This is a genomic window from Glaesserella parasuis (assembly GCF_017352235.1).
In the GTDB taxonomy this organism is placed as follows: Bacteria; Pseudomonadota; Gammaproteobacteria; order Enterobacterales; family Pasteurellaceae; genus Glaesserella; species Glaesserella parasuis.
Genome location: NZ_CP071487.1, coordinates 769,594 through 787,153 on the forward strand (window position 1 = coordinate 769,594; position 17,560 = coordinate 787,153).

Below are 17,560 nucleotides of genomic sequence, written 5' to 3' on the forward strand. Positions count from 1 at the left end.
TAAAAGGGGGGGTAGGGGGGATTTCAAGAGCTACGCAACATCTAAAGAGGTCAAATGTCCTATCAAGTTCTAGCACGCAAATGGCGACCACAGCGGTTTAGCGAAGTGGTCGGGCAACAACACGTTTTATCCGCTCTCGAAAATGGTTTACGAGAAGGGCGGTTACATCACGCTTATCTTTTTTCAGGAACGCGTGGTGTAGGGAAAACGTCAATTGCTCGTCTATTTGCAAAAGGCTTGAACTGTGAAACGGGGATCAGTGCTGATCCCTGTGGTCAATGTGCGAACTGTAAAGCCATTGAAGAAGGGCGATTTATCGATCTGATTGAAATTGACGCGGCTTCACGCACGAAGGTCGAAGATACCCGTGAATTGCTCGACAATGTGCAATACAAACCAACCGTCGGACGTTTTAAGGTCTATTTGATTGACGAAGTGCATATGCTTTCTCGTCACAGCTTCAATGCGTTATTAAAAACCCTTGAAGAACCGCCTGAATATGTCAAATTCTTACTTGCGACCACGGATCCGCAAAAACTGCCGATTACCATTCTTTCTCGTTGTATGCAGTTCCATTTGCGTGCGTTGGAACAATCGCAAATTCAGCAACACCTTGAATTTATCTTAACCCAAGAGCAAATTCCCTACGAATTGTCAGCACTTGCTAAACTAGCAAAAGCGGCACAAGGCAGTATTCGTGATGCGTTGAGCTTAAGCGATCAGGCGATTGCCGTCAGCAATGCGAATATCACTTTGCCGATTGTAAGCCAAATGCTCGGCTTAATTGACGATCATCAACCGTTAGAATTGGTGCAAGCCCTTGCAAATGCGGACGGCGAAAAAGCCATGGCAGTAATTCAGTCTGTGGCGGAAAAAGGTGTCGATTGGCAACAACTGTTAAGCGATACGGCAGAAACCTTGCACCAAATTGCGATGTTGCAGTTGTTGAAACATCCTCATCAAGAAGAAACCCCACTGCATTTTTTAGCGAAACAGATCTCTCCAGAAGATGTGCAGTTTTTCTATCAAGTAATGCTTTCAGGCAAAAAAGAGTTGCCTTTTGCCCCTGAGCAACGTTCAGGCGTGGAAATGACTATTTTAAGAGCCTTGGCTTTCCACCCTAAAAATATTGCAACCACGATAAAAGTTGCTACACCTACACCAACAACGCCCGTTGCACCTGTGCAATCGCCAAATAGCATTAGCCAGTTAAGAGAACGTTTAGCTCAACAGCAAAATTCAGCTCAAACTGTGACAACACAAGCGGTTAATACTGAACAACATTTTGCAAAAAATCTCGCTCAACCAACCGCTTCCCCAACTGAAACGAATACAGAAAGCATATCGCCTGCCTTAAAAGCAATGCAAGCTCGTCAGCAATTAAAAGCGAAACAAGAGCAACAAGACGAAAAAAAAAAGTCTGATTTAACTCCCATTCAACCACCAAAAACGATGAATAAAAAGAGCGTTCAGCAAGGTTTAATGAACCTAGTGACCGCTCAAGATCAACGGCAACAAATAGAAGAAACACCTCAAAAAAATATCGCTTCACAAAATGATGAAGACTACCGTTGGACGTGGCTTAATCCTGAGTTAGAAAATCAAGAGGAAGCCCCGAAGCCTTCAGAAATTAAGCAAGCCATTTTGCAAGAGCGAACACCTAAGCTAGTTAAAAAAACGATTGAGCTTGGTTGTGAACGAGATAAATGGAGCCGAATTGTAAACAGTTTAAAACTGGGCGGAGTTTCTCGTCAGCTCGCTTTAAACAGCTATTTAGAAAGCCATAACAACAATCATCTTTTGTTGGTTTTAAACCCCACAATGGCACATTTAAACAGCAATGAAGCGACCCAAAGTTTATACAATGCCCTCTCACAACAAGGCTTTAGTAGTGAAATGCGAATAGGCGAAAGTGATGAGTTCCAAACCCCATTAGAAATTCGTCGAGTTATTTTTGAACAGCTCACGCAAGAGGCTAAACAAGCACTACAAGCGGACGAAAAGTTAAAACTTTTACAACAAGCCTTTGATGCTCAAATGGACGAAGCAACTATTCGGGCAGTGGCGGAGTAGAAAATATGTACGCACTCGAAATAAAAAACCTAATCAAACAATATCCAACAGGTGTTCAAGCTCTTAAAGGCATAGATCTCTGTGTTGAACAGGGAGACTTTTATGCATTGCTTGGGCATAATGGTGCTGGCAAGTCCACGACGATTGGAATTATTAGCTCACTAGTGAATAAAACAAGTGGGACAATAAAAGTGTTTGGCTACGATCTTGATAAACAAAAAATTCAATTAAAACAACAGATTGGATTAGTTCCCCAAGAGTTTAATTTCAATCAGTTTGAAAAAGTGATCGACGTTTTAATTAACCAAGCAGGATTTTATGGCATTAAGCGTAGTCAAGCCTTAATCCAAGCGGAAATTTGGTTGAAAAAATTAGACTTATGGGAAAAACGTGATCATTTTACCCGTGAATTATCAGGCGGTATGAAACGCCGAGTGATGATTGCCCGTGCATTAATGCATAACCCTAAACTGCTGATTTTAGATGAACCAACAGCAGGGGTAGATATTGAACTTCGCCGTAGTTTGTGGGATTTTTTGCGAGAGCTTAATCAGCAAGGGACAACCATTATTCTGACTACGCACTATTTAGAAGAAGCGGAAACTCTGTGCCGTAATATCGGAATTATTCAGCAAGGGCAAATCATCGAGAATACCTCAATGAAAGCGTTATTGGCAAAACTCGAAACGGAGATCTTTTTGCTAGATTTAAGTGAAAACCGACCGCTTGTTATTGACGGTTATCCGTTTAAATGGGTAGATGAAACCACTATCGAAGTAGAAGTAAACCGAAAACAAGGGTTAAACAACTTATTCCAACAGCTTAGTTCACAACATATTGAAGTGTTAAGTATGCGAAATAAGTCCAACCGCTTGGAAGAGTTGTTTATGCAATTAAAATAGCCAATAAAATTAGATAAATATATGATCGGATTTTCAACACTCGCAATAAAAGAAACAAAACGTGTCTTACGCATTTGGCGACAAACATTAGTACCGCCAATTATTACAACGACACTCTATTTTTTAATCTTCGGTAAACTTATCGGACACCGTATCGGTGAGATGAGCGGTGTAAGCTATATGCAATTTATTGCTCCTGGGTTAATAATGATGTCAGCAATTACCGCTTCTTACACCAACACAGCTTCATCATTTTTCCTAAGCAAATTTGTTCGCAACATTGAAGAGTTGCTTGTGTCACCGCTATCTACCCATACGATTATTTGGGGATATGTGGCAGGCAGTATAATGCGAGGCGTAATGGTCGGTATCCTTGTGACAGCGGTGACATTGTGCTTTGTTTCTTATCAAATATACTCTTGGGGCATCATTATCCTTACGATGTTGATGACGACTATTGCCTTTGCTCTAGGGGGATTGATTAATGCGGTATTTGCGAAAACCTTTGATGACATTGGCATTATCCCTACCTTTGTACTAACACCCTTAACCTATCTTGGCGGTGTGTTTTATTCCATTAGCTTATTGCCTGAATTTTGGCAACAAGTGTCCCAATTTAACCCGATTGTTTATATGATCAGCGGTTTTCGCTATGGCTTTTTAGGTATTAGCGATGTGTCGATCTACTATACTTTTGCTGTGTTAATCTTATTTATCCTAGCACTTTACGCTTGGGTTTATGGCTTAATTGAGAGAGGGGTTGGGTTGAGGTCTTAAGGATTATTAAGTAGGGGAGCCGTGCTTGGCGTCCAAAACACAAATGTCACGCTTGATGATGTTTTGATTTCCCCTAACTTTTCTTAAAATGATTAAACCTGTTGAGAGGTTAATTCTCGTTGAGAAGCGACTGCTAAAAAATGGCTTCTATCTCGATAAAAATTACTATGTGAAACACGATTGTCAATTCTGTCTAGCAGGTATTGTGGTAAGACTATGTTTACTCGTTGCTTTTTTCCCAAGAATGCAGAAATATCTATATCAACAAGCAACCAACTATCACAGTGGGAAAAATCTTCTTGTTGTTTGTAGTGGATAAATCCCTTATCTTGAAGCGTGCTAATATCAAACTCATCTTCTACCATCATTTCTAACATTGTATGAATGGCATCTTTTACATTAGGGATAATTTCATCAATTGCATCGGCCGCACTAAAGCAACTATATTCATCAGTAAATAGTGCAGGTACACAAAGTCCAAATGCTTCATTCTCATTATGTGGAGTTTCTACACCAACGGTAAATAACATAATCCTCTCCTTTGCTAAGCTCGGCAGAGCTATAAAAGCCCTGCCGATTTTTTGATGGAACGCAAAGTGCCAATAGGTAAATCTTGTTTGGGGTGTGGTACAGGAAATCGTTTTCCTGTAATCGGTGATTGCCATATTTGGTGATCGCCTTTTCCGTGCCTAACAAAGAAACAACCAGCTTCTTTCAATTCCTTGATTAAGTCGCTTGAGTGCATTCGTCCTCCTTTGTCTTAATCAAGAGCAATTATATACACACAAATACACACAATCAATGCGTATTGTTTAATCTTTTTGACTTTTTGGCTCCACATTTAGCAATTTCTACTCTATACTTGCTTGTATAAAAAGGTTTGTGTAATAGATGATAATAAACAAAAATAATAAAAAGGGCATAAAAAAACCCGATACCAAAAAACAGTATCGGGGGAGGTCTTACCTAAGGAAATGAAAAATAAAACTAGCACATTATGCGTATTCTAAGACTACCCCAATAAAATTTAGTTCAATAAAATGCTAAAAAATTTAAAAAAATTATATCTTATTGAAATAATTAATAAATTAATGAGATAACGAGGCGAATAAATGGTTCAAACCACCTTTTTTATTTACGATTACGAAAGTTTTGGTGTCGATCCTGCTACAGATCGTCCTGCACAATTTGCAGGGATCCGCACCGATAGCGATTTCAACATTATCGGTGAACCCGTGATGTTCTACTGCCAACAAACAGAAGATTATTTGCCTTCACCAGAAGCTGTGATGGTAACAGGGATTACACCACAGCTTTGTAATCAACAAGGGCTACCTGAACCTGAATTTGCCGCTCGTATTCACGCCGAATTTAGCCAACCTAACACCTGCGTAATGGGATATAACAACATTCGCTATGATGATGAAATGACCCGTTATACCTTTTTCCGCAATTTTTTCGATCCTTATGAATATAGCTGGAAAAACGGCAATTCTCGTTGGGATCTTCTTGATGTTGTGCGTGCCTGTTATGCTTTACGTCCAGAAGGGATAGAATGGGCGTATGATGATGAAGGTATGCCGAGCTTTAAATTAGAAAATTTGACCAAAGCAAATGGTATTGCTCACGACAACGCTCACGATGCAATGGCTGATGTGTATGCTACTATTGCAATGGCAAAGTTAATCAAACAAAAACAACCTAAATTATTCGACTTTTTCCTGCAAAATCGAGGTAAAAAAGCCCTAGAAGAGATGATTGATGTCGGTGAAATGACACCGCTTGTTCACGTTTCTGGAATGTTAGGCAACTATCGAGGTAACACCGCTTGGGTTGTGCCATTGGCTTGGCATCCGACTAATCGAAACGCAGTGATTGTATGTGATCTATCGGGGAATATAAACGACCTATTGAATGAGCCAAGCGAAATATTGCGTGAACGTCTTTATACCAAAAAAGTAGAATTAGAAGCTCAAGGGCTTTATGCTGTTCCACTAAAACTCGTGCATATTAATAAATGCCCAATTTTAGCTCCAGCCAAAACGTTACTGTCTGAAAATGCAACACGTTTAGGCATTGATCGTCTAGCCTGTTTAGAAAATTTAAAACGGCTAAAATCACAAAAAAACCTTGTGCGAGAAAAGGTTCTCGATATTTTTTCTGAAGAAAGAAACTATCCAACGTCAAATAATATAGAAACCACGTTATACGATGGCTTTTTTGAACCTGCAGATAAAAACAATATGGCAATCTTACGAAGCCTAAAACCTGAAGAGCTTGCACATCACGGTTTGAAATTTAGCGATCCTAGAATTGAGCCTCTGCTTTTCCATTATCGAGCAAGACACTACGCAGAAACCTTAACACGGGCAGAACAAGTACGTTGGCAAAAGTATTGCTATCAACAACTTGAAGCAAAAGCAGAGGCCTTTGAACAAGCACTTGATCTGTTATCGGCTCAATATCACGATAATTCTGAAAAGATAAAATTATTGACGGATCTCACCGCTTACGCAGCACAATTAATGCAGCCTAAAGCCACCAAATCCGTCAATTCACCAGCTTCAGAGCTATTAGTATCGGAATTAAATCAACTTGCTGATCAAGGGCTGAGTAAAGCGGATAAATTAAAAGCGATTGGGGCTTTGCTTAATAAAAAATAAACTTATTCTCGCTATAGACAATGGCTAGGCAAACGATTACTATCACTCCAATTTTTACAAACACGACGATAAGGAAAACGATATGAATAAAACATTACTTGCTCTTGCCCTTGTGGCTTTTTCTGCAACTTCTTTTGCAACAACAAACGGAAAACAAGCGGTCGCTTCTAAGGAAACAAAAGCTGCAAATGCCCTCGTATTACAAACAGACTTCGGTTTAAAAGATGGTGCAGTATCTGCAATGCAAGGGGTGGCTTTTGGGGTTGATCGCGAGTTAAAAATGTTTGATTTAACTCACGAAATTCCTGCATATAATATTTGGGAAGCCTCTTATCGTTTATACCAAACCGCAACCTATTGGCCTGCTGGCACAGTTTTTGTGAGCGTTGTTGATCCAGGGGTTGGCACAGATCGTAAATCGGTCGTATTAAAAACCAAAACAGGACACTATTTTGTGACCCCAGATAATGGCACATTAACGTTAGTGGCAGAATTTTTAGGGATTGGGAGCATTCGTGAAATTGATGAAACAAAACACCGCTTGGAAGGTTCTGAAAAATCTTATACTTTCCACGGTCGTGATGTCTATGCTTATACAGGGGCAAAATTAGCATCCGGGCAGATCAGTTTTGAAGAAGTCGGTGCAGAGTTACCTGCCAAAGTCACCGAAATTGGCTACCAAAAACCTGCTATTGAAGAAGGTACATTAAAAGGCAACATTCCTGTACTAGATATGCAATATGGCAATGTTTGGACAAATATCAGCCACGAATTACTTGAGCAATCAGGTATTCAAAAAGATGGCAAAGTCTGTGTTGAAATCAAAGAAACAACGGCAGATGAGGTCAAAGTCCGTTATAGTGGCTCAATGCCATATAAGAGTAGCTTCGGTGATGTCGAAGAAGGCAGACCATTGATGTACCTTAATAGCCTATTGAATGTTTCTTTTGCCTTAAATATGGATAATTTTGCGGACAAATACAAAATTAAATCAGGGGCAGAATGGTCTGTTTCTGTGAAGTCCTGTGAAAAACAACAATAAAGAAAATAATCGTAGGGACACACTGCGTGTGTCCGTCAACGTATGTCTGTTGATACGAATTGCGGTTTTTGTTGGAACGAATGGACACACGCAGTATGTCCCTACAAAATGGTATATTGTTATGGTTGGAGGGATTAAGGATAATTAAATGAAATATGATTTACATAGCCATAGCACTGCGTCCGACGGCGTGCTTACCCCCACAGAACTCGTTAAACGAGCGGTGGAACAAGGTGTAACAATGTTAGCCTTAACCGATCACGATACCGTCGCTGGTATCGCCGAAGCGAAAACTTTTGCCCAGAACCGACCGCTTACCTTTATCAGTGGTGTAGAAATTTCTGTGTTATGGGAGGGGAAAAGCCTTCACCTCACTGCCTTAAATATCGACGAAACCCACCCTGCTGTCGTCAATTTACTTGCTCGCCAGAAACAATTACGCCAAGAACGAGCCGAATTGATTGGCGAAAAGCTCTCCAAAGCAGGTATCCCTAACGCATATCAAGGGGCAAAAGCCCTTGCAAGCGGTGCAGTTACCCGTGCTCACTACGCCCGTTTTCTTGTGGCAGAAGGCTATGCTCGCAATGATGAACACGCCTTCAAACGCTATCTAGGGATCGGCAAAACGGCTTATGTAAAGCCCGTATGGTGCAGCACCGAAGAAGCCATCGCAGCGACGCACCAAGCTGGTGGCGTTATCTGTTTTGCACACCCATTACGCTATAAATTAACAACGAAATGGATCCGCCGTTTTATTGAAGAGTTTAAACAGGCTGGCGGAGATGGCATAGAGGTAACGGGAGCTGCCCAAACTCCAGACCAGCGTCAGCTTCTTGCTCGTTGGGCAAAAGAGTTTGATCTCTATGCCTCTGTCGGCTCAGATTTCCACTACCCAGCAGGTTGGGTTGAGTTAGGGAAGGATTTGATATTACCTTCAAGCTGTAAGCCGATTTGGGCATTGTTTAGTTAATTGATTTATATTAGGTGAAGTGCATAGTAGGAATGATTTTAACTAAAAGTGTGTGTACTCACATCGATTGATGTTGTATCTACTATGCTATTTATTTAATCAATTTTATAAACTGTTTTTTTCCCCTCGAGCCAAACTAATCACCCCAGAACGAACGATTTCAATAACCGTTGTTTCTGCTTTCACTGTTTCAATAAAAGCATTGAGTTTATCGCTCGTACCAGAAAGCTGAATGGTGTATTGTTTTGGCGTGATGTCCACGATTTGTCCACGGAAAATGTCAACCATTCGCTTAATTTCATCTCGTGTATTACCCACAGCCCGAACTTTTAGCAGAAGCACTTCTCGTTCAATATGTTCGCAATGGCTAAGATTTGTCACTTTGAATATATCAATGAGTTTATGCAGTTGCTTTTCGATCTGCTCTAAGACTTGTTCATCGCCTTGTGCCACAATGGTCATTCGAGATAAACTCGGATCATCCGTTGGGGCAACCGTAAGACTTTCAATATTAAAACCACGTTGAGAGAAAAGCCCAACGACACGGGATAAAGCCCCCGATTCATTTTCTAATAGGACGGATAATATTCTACGCATCTGTTCTCTCCGTTTTACTTAACATCATATCTTTCATTGATTCACCACGAATTTGCATTGGGTAAACGTGTTCTGTTTCATCTACTAACACATCAACGAAAACAAGTTTATCTTTAATTGCAAAGGCTTGTGCTAATTTTTCCTCTAATTCATCAGTGGTGTTAATTTGAATACCGACGTGTCCATAAGCCTCTGCCAGTTTGACAAAGTCAGGTAGTGAGTTCATATAAGATTGGGAATGGCGACCTGCATAAATAATATCCTGCCACTGTTTCACCATACCTAAGAAGCGGTTGTTTAAACTCACAATCACCACAGGGGTATCATATTGTTTTGCCGTAGAAAGTTCTTGAATATTCATTTGAATACTACCGTCACCTGTGACACAAACAACCGTTGCTTCAGGGTGTGCAAATTTCACTCCCATAGCCGCAGGTAAGCCAAAGCCCATTGTGCCTAAACCACCAGAGTTAATCCAACGACGCGGTTTATCGAAAGGATAATGTAACGCAGCAAACATTTGATGTTGTCCTACGTCAGAAGCAATATAGGCATCGCCATTTGTTAATTTATAAATGGTTTGAATAACCTGTTGAGGTTTAATCACATCACTTTGCTCAAAACGTAAACATTGACGAGCTTTCCACTCATTAATTTGTTGCCACCAAGCGGTCAGATCTGCTTGACCTTTTGCCAGATTTTCTTCACTTAACAATGCTAAAAATTCTTCTAATACAAATTTTGCATCGCCGACAATGGGAATATATGCAGGGACGGTTTTAGAAATAGAGGTAGGATCAATATCAATGTGGATCACTTTAGCATTTGGGCAGTATTTTGCGAGATTATTGGTAGTACGATCATCAAAACGCACACCGATACCCAAAATTAAATCACTTTCGTGCATTGCATTGTTAGCTTCATAGGTACCGTGCATACCTAACATACCTAGGAATTGCTTATCTGTACTTGGATATGCTCCTAATCCCATTAGAGAACTTGTGACAGGTAGATTTAATTTCTGAGCAAATTCGATCAACTCTTTATTTGACTCCGAAATCACTGTACCGCCACCTACAAAAAGTACAGGTTTTTTAGCCACTAAGAGCACTTTTAATGCCTTCTTAATTTGCCCTTTGTGTCCTTGTAGCGTGGGGTTGTAAGAACGTAATGATACAGAATCAGGGTAGTAGTAACTGAATTTATTTGCTGGATTTACCATATCCTTTGGCACATCAATAACGACAGGGCCAGGGCGACCTGTTGAAGCGATATAAAATGCTTTTTTGATGATCTCAGGAATTTCTTCTGGATTGGTGACGAGGAAACTATGTTTAACCACAGGGCGAGAAATACCAACCATATCACATTCTTGGAAAGCATCTGTTCCGATAAGGCTTGAAGGCACTTGTCCTGAAAAAACGACCAGTGGAATGGAATCTGTGTAGGCGGTTGCAATCCCTGTGATCGCATTTGTTGCCCCTGGGCCAGATGTGACTAATACACAACCGACTTTACCTGTAGAACGTGCATAGCCATCAGCCATATGTACAGCTGCTTGTTCGTGACGGACAAGAACGTGTTTGATTCCCCCTAAGGTGTGAATTGCATCATAAATATCAAGGACTGAGCCACCTGGGTAACCAAAAACGTATTCCACGCCTTCGTCACGCAAGGATTGCACAATCATTTCCGCTCCTGAGAGTTTTTTCATTGAATCCTCCAACAAAATTAACATAAGGTTTACACCATAAAAACAATGTTGGGCATTTTGCAAAAAATCTGACCGCTTGTCTAGCATTAAAAACAATGTTTTCTTTAATTTTTAGATTTAAATTCTAAAAAATAATAAAAATTGATTTTTTATAAAAAAATGTTGTTCTTTTATTTATTTTTATTAATATAACTTATATTTTATAAATTTTTATAGGTTTATTGTTAGGTCTTTTTACTAAAAAGCTCCGTGTGAGATTAAAAATCTTGTACACTGAAATACATTTCTATTTTCAAATATTGAGGTATTTATATGCAAAACTACAACATTGCCGTGTTAAGTGGTGACGGGATTGGCCCTGAGATTATGGCTCAAGCGATTAAAGTGCTTGATACTGTTCAACAAAAGTACGGGTTTAAATTAAATTATAACTATTATGATATTGGTGGCGTTGCCATTGATAATCACGGAAAAGCATTACCAGAAAGCACATTAAAAGGGTGTGAAGAAGCCGACGCTATTTTGTTTGGCTCTGTAGGCGGTCCAAAATGGGAACATCTTCCACCAAATGAGCAACCAGAGCGTGGTGCTTTGTTACCACTTCGTAAACACTTTGCATTATTCTGCAATCTTCGCCCTGCTACACTTTATAAAGGCTTAGAACAATTTTGCCCATTGCGTGCGGACATTGCAGCAAAAGGCTTTGATATGGTAACAGTCCGTGAATTAACGGGTGGTATCTATTTTGGGCAGCCTAAAGGTCGTGAAGGCGAGGGAGAAAATGAGAAAGCTTTTGATACGGAAGTTTATCACCGTTATGAAATTGAACGTATTGCAAAAGTGGCATTTGAAACGGCAATGAAACGCACCAAACACGTTACTTCCGTCGATAAAGCCAATGTGTTAATGAGTTCAATCCTTTGGCGTGAAACCGTAAATGAAGTAGCAAAACAATATCCTGAAGTGAAGCTGGATCATATTTATATTGACAATGCAACAATGCAGTTAATCAAGCAACCTGATTTCTTTGATGTGTTGCTTTGCTCTAATATCTTTGGCGATATTATTTCTGACGAGTGTGCGATGATTACTGGCTCTATGGGAATGCTACCTTCTGCGAGTTTAAATGAAAAAGGATTTGGTTTATACGAACCAGCGGGTGGTTCAGCGCCAGATATTGCAGGTAAAAATATTGCTAACCCAATCGCACAAATTCTTTCTGCAGCGATGATGTTACGTCATAGTTTTGGTTTGGAAGAATCTGCGAAAGCGATTGAAAATGCGGTTCAAAAAGTATTAGCCGAGGGTTACCGCACGGCAGATCTTGCTGATCATACTACGATGCCCGTAACTACCTCGGAGATGGGAAATTTGATCGAACAATATATTAGCTAAGGTTATACCATTTTATTTATGGTTAAAAAGGTACATTAGTTCTTCTAAAAACAGTATCCAAAGTCACGATAAATTGGCATAGTAGACAAAATAGTTGCTGATTCGTCAAAAACTATGCCAAGTGGACAAAATTGTTGCTAATATTTATTTTGTCTATTACACCAATAAATTACATCTTTTATTAAAAAAGGTTAAAGCTTCATCAGGCTTTAACCTTTTTACTATGTCGCTATGTCTTGGCTACTGCACTATCAAAAAAATAAGCAACCCTTACCGAGTTGCTTATTAATTTTACCGCTACATCAGGAATTAAAGTTTAATCCTTAGCATATTTCGCTTCATCAAACTCTCTCAACGGCGTATGCTCACTACCTAAATAGGTATATATCACAGGCAATACAAACAGTGTAAAGAGTGTACCGATAGCTAAACCTGCGACAATCACCATACCAATACTAAAGCGAGCAATCGCACCAGCCCCTGAAGCATAAAGCAGAGGAATAAGACCTGCGATCATCGCGGCAGTCGTCATCATAATCGGACGTAAGCGGATAGTTGCAGCGTGGAAAATAGCATCACGGCGAGATTTTCCGTGAAGCAACTGCTCTTCTTTTGCCACTTCACACATCAAGATACCGTGTTTCGTTATTAAGCCTACGAGGGTGATTAAGCCTACTTGAGAATAAATATTCAAGGTTGCACCTGATACTTTCATAATGCCCAAAATATTCATCACCAATAATGCACCACTAATTGCTAACGGAACAGAAACTAAAATCACCAACGGATCACGCCACGATTCAAACTGAATAGCTAAGACGATATAAATCATCACAACTGCCAGCACAAAGGTAAACATTAATGCGTTACCCTCTTGGATATATTGACGAGATTCGGCTTTAAAATCGTATTGATAGCCTGATGGCAAAGAACGAGCTAACTCAGCTTCAGCCCATTTTACGGCATCACCAATAGAACCCGACACCACACCGCCAATTGTTGCCGAGTTAAGCTGGTTCATTCGGCTGAGGGAAGCTGGTTCTGTACTTAATTCCATTGTGACAAAAGAACCCAATGGGATAGATTGTCCGCTCGCTGTTGTCACATAGTAGTTCATTAAATCTTCTGGATTTAATCGGTCATTTCTCACCGCTTGCGATACAATCGGATAAGCTCTGGAATCAATATCAACACGAGTAACTATAGCCCCCGACAAGAACGAACCTAAAGTGCCACTCACCTGTTGCATCGTTACGCCATAAGTCCCCATTTTCTCACGGTCAAACTTCATCTTCATCGTTGCCGTGTTAAATTTAAGGTCTAAGTTAGCGAAGAAAAATTGCCCTGACGCTTGTGCTTTGGCTAAAATTTCACTGGCGACTTCTGCAAGTTTTTCATAGCTATCTGCAGTCGTAATAACCAGTGAGAACGGCAGTCCACTTTCACCTGTCTGAATTTCAGGGAAAGCAACGGCGTTAATATCCATACCAACCACTTGTTTTGCCATACCTGCAACAATGTCTTTCACTTCAAACTGCGATTTGCTACGTTCAGACCAATCTTTTAAAGAGATAATCGACAATGAACTGTTGCCACCGTTAAAGCCTGCAATCGACATTGCGCCGTGAACCTCAGGCAATTTAACCACTTTCTCATTAAAAGGTTTTATCACTTCCTGCGTATAATCCAAGTTAGTATTTGCGGGACCAGATCCAAAAGCAACCACAACACCACGATCTTCAGAAGGTGCAACCTCACTAGACAATGAAGTAAACAAGAATGGTAAGCTCGCAAAAATAGCAATCGCAAAGAACAGCATAAAGCCACGCACTGCCATCACTGCTGAAAGCATATTTTGATAACAGCTTGTCATCTTATCTAACATAGCGTGAATGCATTTGACTAAACGCCCTTCTTCACCCCCTTTATGTTCTTTTAACACACGGCTAGACATCATCGGCGAAAGGGTTAATGCTGCAATCCCCGAAATAAATACAGCACCAGCAAGGGTTAAAGCAAACTCTTTAAACAGAGATCCTGTAACCCCTTCCATTAATGCCATCGGTGAATATACCGCCGCAAGAGTAATGGTCATTGAAATGACAGGCAATGCAATCTCACGCGTCCCAATAATTGCCGCATCGAAAGGCGGTTTACCCTCTTTAACGTGACGCTCTACATTTTCCAATACCACAATCGCATCATCTACCACCAAACCAATTGCCAAAATCAATCCTAGCAAGGTGAGCAAGTTGATCGAGAACCCAAGCATCTGTAATAAGAATAACACCCCAATCAATGAAATCGGGATAGTGATAACAGGGATAATCATCGCACGGAGTGAACCTAAGAATAGGATAATCACAATAAGCACAATGATTGTTGCTTCACCAATGGTTTTAATTACCTCAGAAATAGAGCTATTAATCGCAATAGTGCTGTCATACAAAATCTCAGCTTTAATGGAAGCGGGCAGATTCTTCTCAATTTGTGCAAATAACGGATAGATATTTTTGGCAACGGTTAATTTGTTTGCCGTTGCTGCAGACTCAACAGCAATCACCACTGCATCTTTGCCATTTGCTGTGGCTCGAGCATTATCTGAAGATTTATTCAGTTCAACGGTCGCAATATCTTTTAACTTAATTTGCATACCATCTGCTTTGGTTGCCACAGTAATGTTTGCCAGCTCTTCTACCGTTGGAGTTGTCGATAACACCTTGTTTTTATAGACAGTGTAATAACCATTTGCACTGCCTGCCGCCGTCGAAAGGTTATTTGCACTTAATGCCGATAACACATTCGCACCTGAAAGGTTATAGCCAGCCATTCTATCTGGATCTAACCAAATGCGTAAGCCAAAGGTTGAACCACCAAAGATACCAACGCTAGACACCCCATTGATCGTAAAAAATTGCGGTTTCACCACGCGATTTAGGTAGTCCGTAACTTGTGGAGATGAAAGATCATCAGAGGTAAAACGAATATACATAAACGCATCATTTGATCCCGATGATACGCTGATCGCAGGATCATCAATGCCACTAGGCAAGCTTCCACGAATTGCATTTACTTTAGAAGAAATATCCGATAACGCCTCTTGAGGATTGGTATTTAACTTCATCTTTGCCGTTACCGTCGTAGTACTTGGTGAACTTGATGAAGTCATATAGTCGATGTTATCTGCCTGTGCAACAGCTTCTTCAATTTGTGACGTAACAAGTGCTTGCATTAAACTTGCATCTGCACCCGCATAATTAACACTCACAGTAACAATTGAGATCGTCATCTCAGGATATTCACGCACTTGTAGCTTGCTAATAGACTGTAAGCCTAAGATTGTAATCAATAGGCTAATACAGATAGCAAGTACGGGGCGTTTGATAAAAATGTCGGTAAATTTCACAGCTTACCCCATTACAGTTTTGTTTTTGTCGCTGGTGCAATAACCCCAACAGGTTGTACATCAGAAATTTGAATTAAGGCGTTATTTTTTAAACGTTGTAAGCCACCAGTGACAATCACATCACCGGCTTTTAAGCCTTTGCTCAAATGAGAATAGACTCCACTGCGTTCAGCCGTCGTAACTTCCATCTGTTTAGCACGATAGATTTTATTGATGTCTAAACTTTTGTTCATTTCAGCCATTTTAGTCACTTTTTCCTTATCTTCATCAGATAATGGTTGAAGCACATAAACAGTTTCGCCATACATTGTATAAGTAACCGCAATTTGTGGCACAACAACCTGATCGTATAAGGTTGGTAATGCAACATTTAAGCGAGCAAACATACCTGAAAGCAACTTATCTTGCCCTTCTGTGACCACTGCTTCAAGATTAATCAAACCAGTTGATGTATCCACCGCAGGATCGATAGCGGTAATTTTCGCAGGGAAAGTACGAGCAGGTAGAGCATCAATGGTTGCGGTCACTTTTTGCCCAACAAAAATATCTTCTAAGTTAGTCTGAGGTAAGGTAAAACGAATTTTCATCGCAGACTGATCTTCCACACGCACAATTCCTGTGCCAATCGTCACATATTGCCCTACATTCACATTCACAATACCCGCTTCACCGTCGAAAGGCGCATAAATTTGACGACGCTCAATCTGAGCTTTTGTCGCCTCAATAGTCGCCACAAGTTGCTCATAAGTTGCTTTGGCATTATCAAATTCCGCTTTTGAAGCACTGCTTGACGCTACTAAGTTACGATAGCGATTATAGTTTGCTCTCGCTGTCGATAACTGAGCTTCTGTCGCTTTCAAACTGGCTTGTTCCGCACTGCTATCAATTTCAACTAATAGCTGACCTTTTTTCACTTTATCGCCAGACTTCACCAAAACTTTAGTGACCGTGCCAGCCGCCTGTGAACTTAACATAGCCCCTTGATTCGGACGAATAGAACCAACCGCAGAAATAACAGGTGTCCATTCTCTATTTTTAACGGTCATCACTGTTACATTGCTCACAGGCTCAGGCATATTCGCCGCAGCTTCAGCCTTTTTCATCGAAATAAACTGTTGCATACCAACAACACCACCAAACACGATAAGCACAACCAATAAGGTCACAACAATAGCAAACTGCTTACCCTTCGTTGTCTTTTTCATATTTATTATCATATTTTCTCCATATCAATTTTGATTAAATCGTAATCGCTTTCCAAGTACGGATAATCACTTCTTCAAGCATCTCTTGAGCATAAGGTTGATTTAACATTAACTGCTGATACATTCAACTCCCACGCTGTTTTCATACTAATTGCAAGTAAAACAAAAGGCGGTAAGTTCGCAATAATATTTTGCGATTGCCCCTGCTTGACAAATTTATTCCACGTCACCCAATCTGCATTCAAACATTCCACCATTGTCGCTTGAAATTGTGGTAGCGACTCGTACTGATGCATATTTTTAACAATATTAGGGTTATCCAACATAAACTGCCAAGTTGCATTCCACAATTTTTTATATTGCTCAAACAGAGGCAAATCAGGATCATATTCCCGATCTACCGCAGAATGAAACGTATTAAACAAATACAACACAAGCTGATTAAGCAAAGTCTCTTTATCCTTAAAATAAAGATAGATCGTACCCACAGATACCCCAGCTTCTTTTGCAATTTTGTGGGTCGAAAGATTTTGAACCCCTTCTTTTGCCATCAACCTATCTGTTGCATTGAGAATACGTATTGCCACCTCATTTTGAGGAAAAATATCCTTAAACATAAAAAAACAAATTAGTTACTGAACGTTCGTTCATTTTACTGAGAAAAAAAGATTTTCGCAAAATCTAAAGTTCAAGTTTTGTAAATAATGGATTTACGCAAACGATTGCGTTATAATTTAACCGAAAATATTCCACAGATCGGATCCCCCTCTTTAGCAAAGAGGGGTTAGGGGAGATTTGGCAGACGACATAATCGAA

Annotated in this window: 14 protein-coding genes; 7 read left to right on the top strand and 7 right to left on the bottom strand. The window is 40.2% G+C overall.

Annotated features, from left to right (window positions below; all coding sequences use genetic code 11):
- Window positions 1-54 precede the first annotated feature (54 nt).
- From dnaX to J1G47_RS03955, 3 genes are read left to right on the top strand one after another with little or no spacing between them, the layout of a single operon-like run.
- Window positions 55-2,073, top strand: a complete 2,019-nt coding sequence (gene dnaX, locus J1G47_RS03945; RefSeq protein ID WP_207326770.1) for a DNA polymerase III subunit gamma/tau — start codon at window positions 55-57, stop codon at window positions 2,071-2,073.
- 5 nt (window positions 2,074-2,078) lie between these two features.
- Window positions 2,079-2,975, top strand: coding sequence for an ABC transporter ATP-binding protein (locus J1G47_RS03950; RefSeq protein WP_005712691.1), 897 nt, complete (start codon window positions 2,079-2,081; stop codon window positions 2,973-2,975).
- A 21-nt stretch (window positions 2,976-2,996) separates the two neighbouring features.
- On the top strand, window positions 2,997-3,752 hold the full coding sequence (locus tag J1G47_RS03955) for an ABC transporter permease (protein WP_021112098.1): 756 nt from the start codon (window positions 2,997-2,999) through the stop codon (window positions 3,750-3,752).
- 92 nt (window positions 3,753-3,844) lie between these two features.
- Here the strand turns inward: J1G47_RS03955 and J1G47_RS03960 are convergent, their stop codons facing one another.
- Together J1G47_RS03960 and J1G47_RS03965 are read right to left on the bottom strand one after the other, a co-directional pair.
- Window positions 3,845-4,282, bottom strand: coding sequence for a type II toxin-antitoxin system HicB family antitoxin (locus tag J1G47_RS03960; protein WP_005712689.1), 438 nt, complete (start codon window positions 4,280-4,282; stop codon window positions 3,845-3,847).
- 29 nt (window positions 4,283-4,311) lie between these two features.
- Window positions 4,312-4,497 (bottom strand): type II toxin-antitoxin system HicA family toxin, encoded by a 186-nt coding sequence (locus J1G47_RS03965; RefSeq protein WP_005712688.1) that lies wholly within the window; start codon window positions 4,495-4,497, stop codon window positions 4,312-4,314.
- A gap of 367 nt (window positions 4,498-4,864) precedes the next feature.
- On the opposite strand from J1G47_RS03965, the gene sbcB reads away from it, so the two are divergent.
- From sbcB to J1G47_RS03980, 3 genes are all read left to right on the top strand, one after another.
- Complete coding sequence (gene sbcB, locus J1G47_RS03970) at window positions 4,865-6,415, top strand: exodeoxyribonuclease I (protein WP_075592516.1); 1,551 nt, start codon at window positions 4,865-4,867, stop codon at window positions 6,413-6,415.
- Window positions 6,416-6,497: 82 nt separating this feature from the next.
- Window positions 6,498-7,457 carry an SAM hydrolase/SAM-dependent halogenase family protein gene (locus tag J1G47_RS03975; protein ID WP_075592515.1) on the top strand — a complete coding sequence of 320 codons (960 nt, stop codon included), beginning with the start codon at window positions 6,498-6,500 and terminating at the stop codon, window positions 7,455-7,457.
- 148 nt (window positions 7,458-7,605) lie between these two features.
- Window positions 7,606-8,427 (top strand): PHP domain-containing protein, encoded by an 822-nt coding sequence (locus J1G47_RS03980; RefSeq protein ID WP_160404892.1) that lies wholly within the window; start codon window positions 7,606-7,608, stop codon window positions 8,425-8,427.
- A 105-nt stretch (window positions 8,428-8,532) separates the two neighbouring features.
- Here the strand turns inward: J1G47_RS03980 and ilvN are convergent, their stop codons facing one another.
- Together ilvN and J1G47_RS03990 are read right to left on the bottom strand one after the other, a co-directional pair.
- Entirely contained in the window at window positions 8,533-9,024 is a 492-nt protein-coding gene (gene ilvN, locus J1G47_RS03985) for an acetolactate synthase small subunit (RefSeq protein WP_160402719.1), read from the bottom strand.
- Window positions 9,017-10,738, bottom strand: coding sequence for an acetolactate synthase 3 large subunit (locus tag J1G47_RS03990; RefSeq protein ID WP_112063031.1), 1,722 nt, complete (start codon window positions 10,736-10,738; stop codon window positions 9,017-9,019). Before J1G47_RS03990 ends, ilvN begins: the two co-directional genes overlap by 8 nt.
- Before the next feature lie 312 nt (window positions 10,739-11,050).
- Between J1G47_RS03990 and leuB the strand changes: the two genes are divergently transcribed.
- Window positions 11,051-12,133, top strand: coding sequence for a 3-isopropylmalate dehydrogenase (gene leuB / locus J1G47_RS03995; RefSeq protein WP_010785919.1), 1,083 nt, complete (start codon window positions 11,051-11,053; stop codon window positions 12,131-12,133).
- A gap of 316 nt (window positions 12,134-12,449) precedes the next feature.
- Here leuB and J1G47_RS04000 read toward each other — a convergent pair whose 3' ends face one another.
- From J1G47_RS04000 to J1G47_RS04010, 3 genes are all read right to left on the bottom strand, one after another.
- Window positions 12,450-15,539, bottom strand: a complete 3,090-nt coding sequence (locus J1G47_RS04000; protein ID WP_062923911.1) for an efflux RND transporter permease subunit — start codon at window positions 15,537-15,539, stop codon at window positions 12,450-12,452.
- Window positions 15,540-15,550: 11 nt separating this feature from the next.
- Entirely contained in the window at window positions 15,551-16,756 is a 1,206-nt protein-coding gene (locus J1G47_RS04005) for an efflux RND transporter periplasmic adaptor subunit (RefSeq protein ID WP_021116833.1), read from the bottom strand.
- Between the two features lie 62 nt (window positions 16,757-16,818).
- On the bottom strand, window positions 16,819-17,331 hold the full coding sequence (locus tag J1G47_RS04010) for a TetR/AcrR family transcriptional regulator (protein WP_234924172.1): 513 nt from the start codon (window positions 17,329-17,331) through the stop codon (window positions 16,819-16,821).
- Window positions 17,332-17,560 lie beyond the last annotated feature (229 nt).

Bases quoted from the DNA above. Each gene is read 5' to 3' on its own strand.
- dnaX (WP_207326770.1), top strand. From the start codon at position 55: ATGTCCTATCAAGTTCTAGCACGCAAATGGCGACCACAGCGGTTTAGC.
- J1G47_RS03950 (WP_005712691.1), top strand. From the start codon at position 2,079: ATGTACGCACTCGAAATAAAAAACCTAATCAAACAATATCCAACAGGT.
- J1G47_RS03955 (WP_021112098.1), top strand. From the start codon at position 2,997: ATGATCGGATTTTCAACACTCGCAATAAAAGAAACAAAACGTGTCTTA.
- J1G47_RS03960 (WP_005712689.1), bottom strand. From the start codon at position 4,282: ATGTTATTTACCGTTGGTGTAGAAACTCCACATAATGAGAATGAAGCA.
- J1G47_RS03965 (WP_005712688.1), bottom strand. From the start codon at position 4,497: ATGCACTCAAGCGACTTAATCAAGGAATTGAAAGAAGCTGGTTGTTTC.
- sbcB (WP_075592516.1), top strand. From the start codon at position 4,865: ATGGTTCAAACCACCTTTTTTATTTACGATTACGAAAGTTTTGGTGTC.
- J1G47_RS03975 (WP_075592515.1), top strand. From the start codon at position 6,498: ATGAATAAAACATTACTTGCTCTTGCCCTTGTGGCTTTTTCTGCAACT.
- J1G47_RS03980 (WP_160404892.1), top strand. From the start codon at position 7,606: ATGAAATATGATTTACATAGCCATAGCACTGCGTCCGACGGCGTGCTT.
- ilvN (WP_160402719.1), bottom strand. From the start codon at position 9,024: ATGCGTAGAATATTATCCGTCCTATTAGAAAATGAATCGGGGGCTTTA.
- J1G47_RS03990 (WP_112063031.1), bottom strand. From the start codon at position 10,738: ATGAAAAAACTCTCAGGAGCGGAAATGATTGTGCAATCCTTGCGTGAC.
- leuB (WP_010785919.1), top strand. From the start codon at position 11,051: ATGCAAAACTACAACATTGCCGTGTTAAGTGGTGACGGGATTGGCCCT.
- J1G47_RS04005 (WP_021116833.1), bottom strand. From the start codon at position 16,756: ATGATAATAAATATGAAAAAGACAACGAAGGGTAAGCAGTTTGCTATT.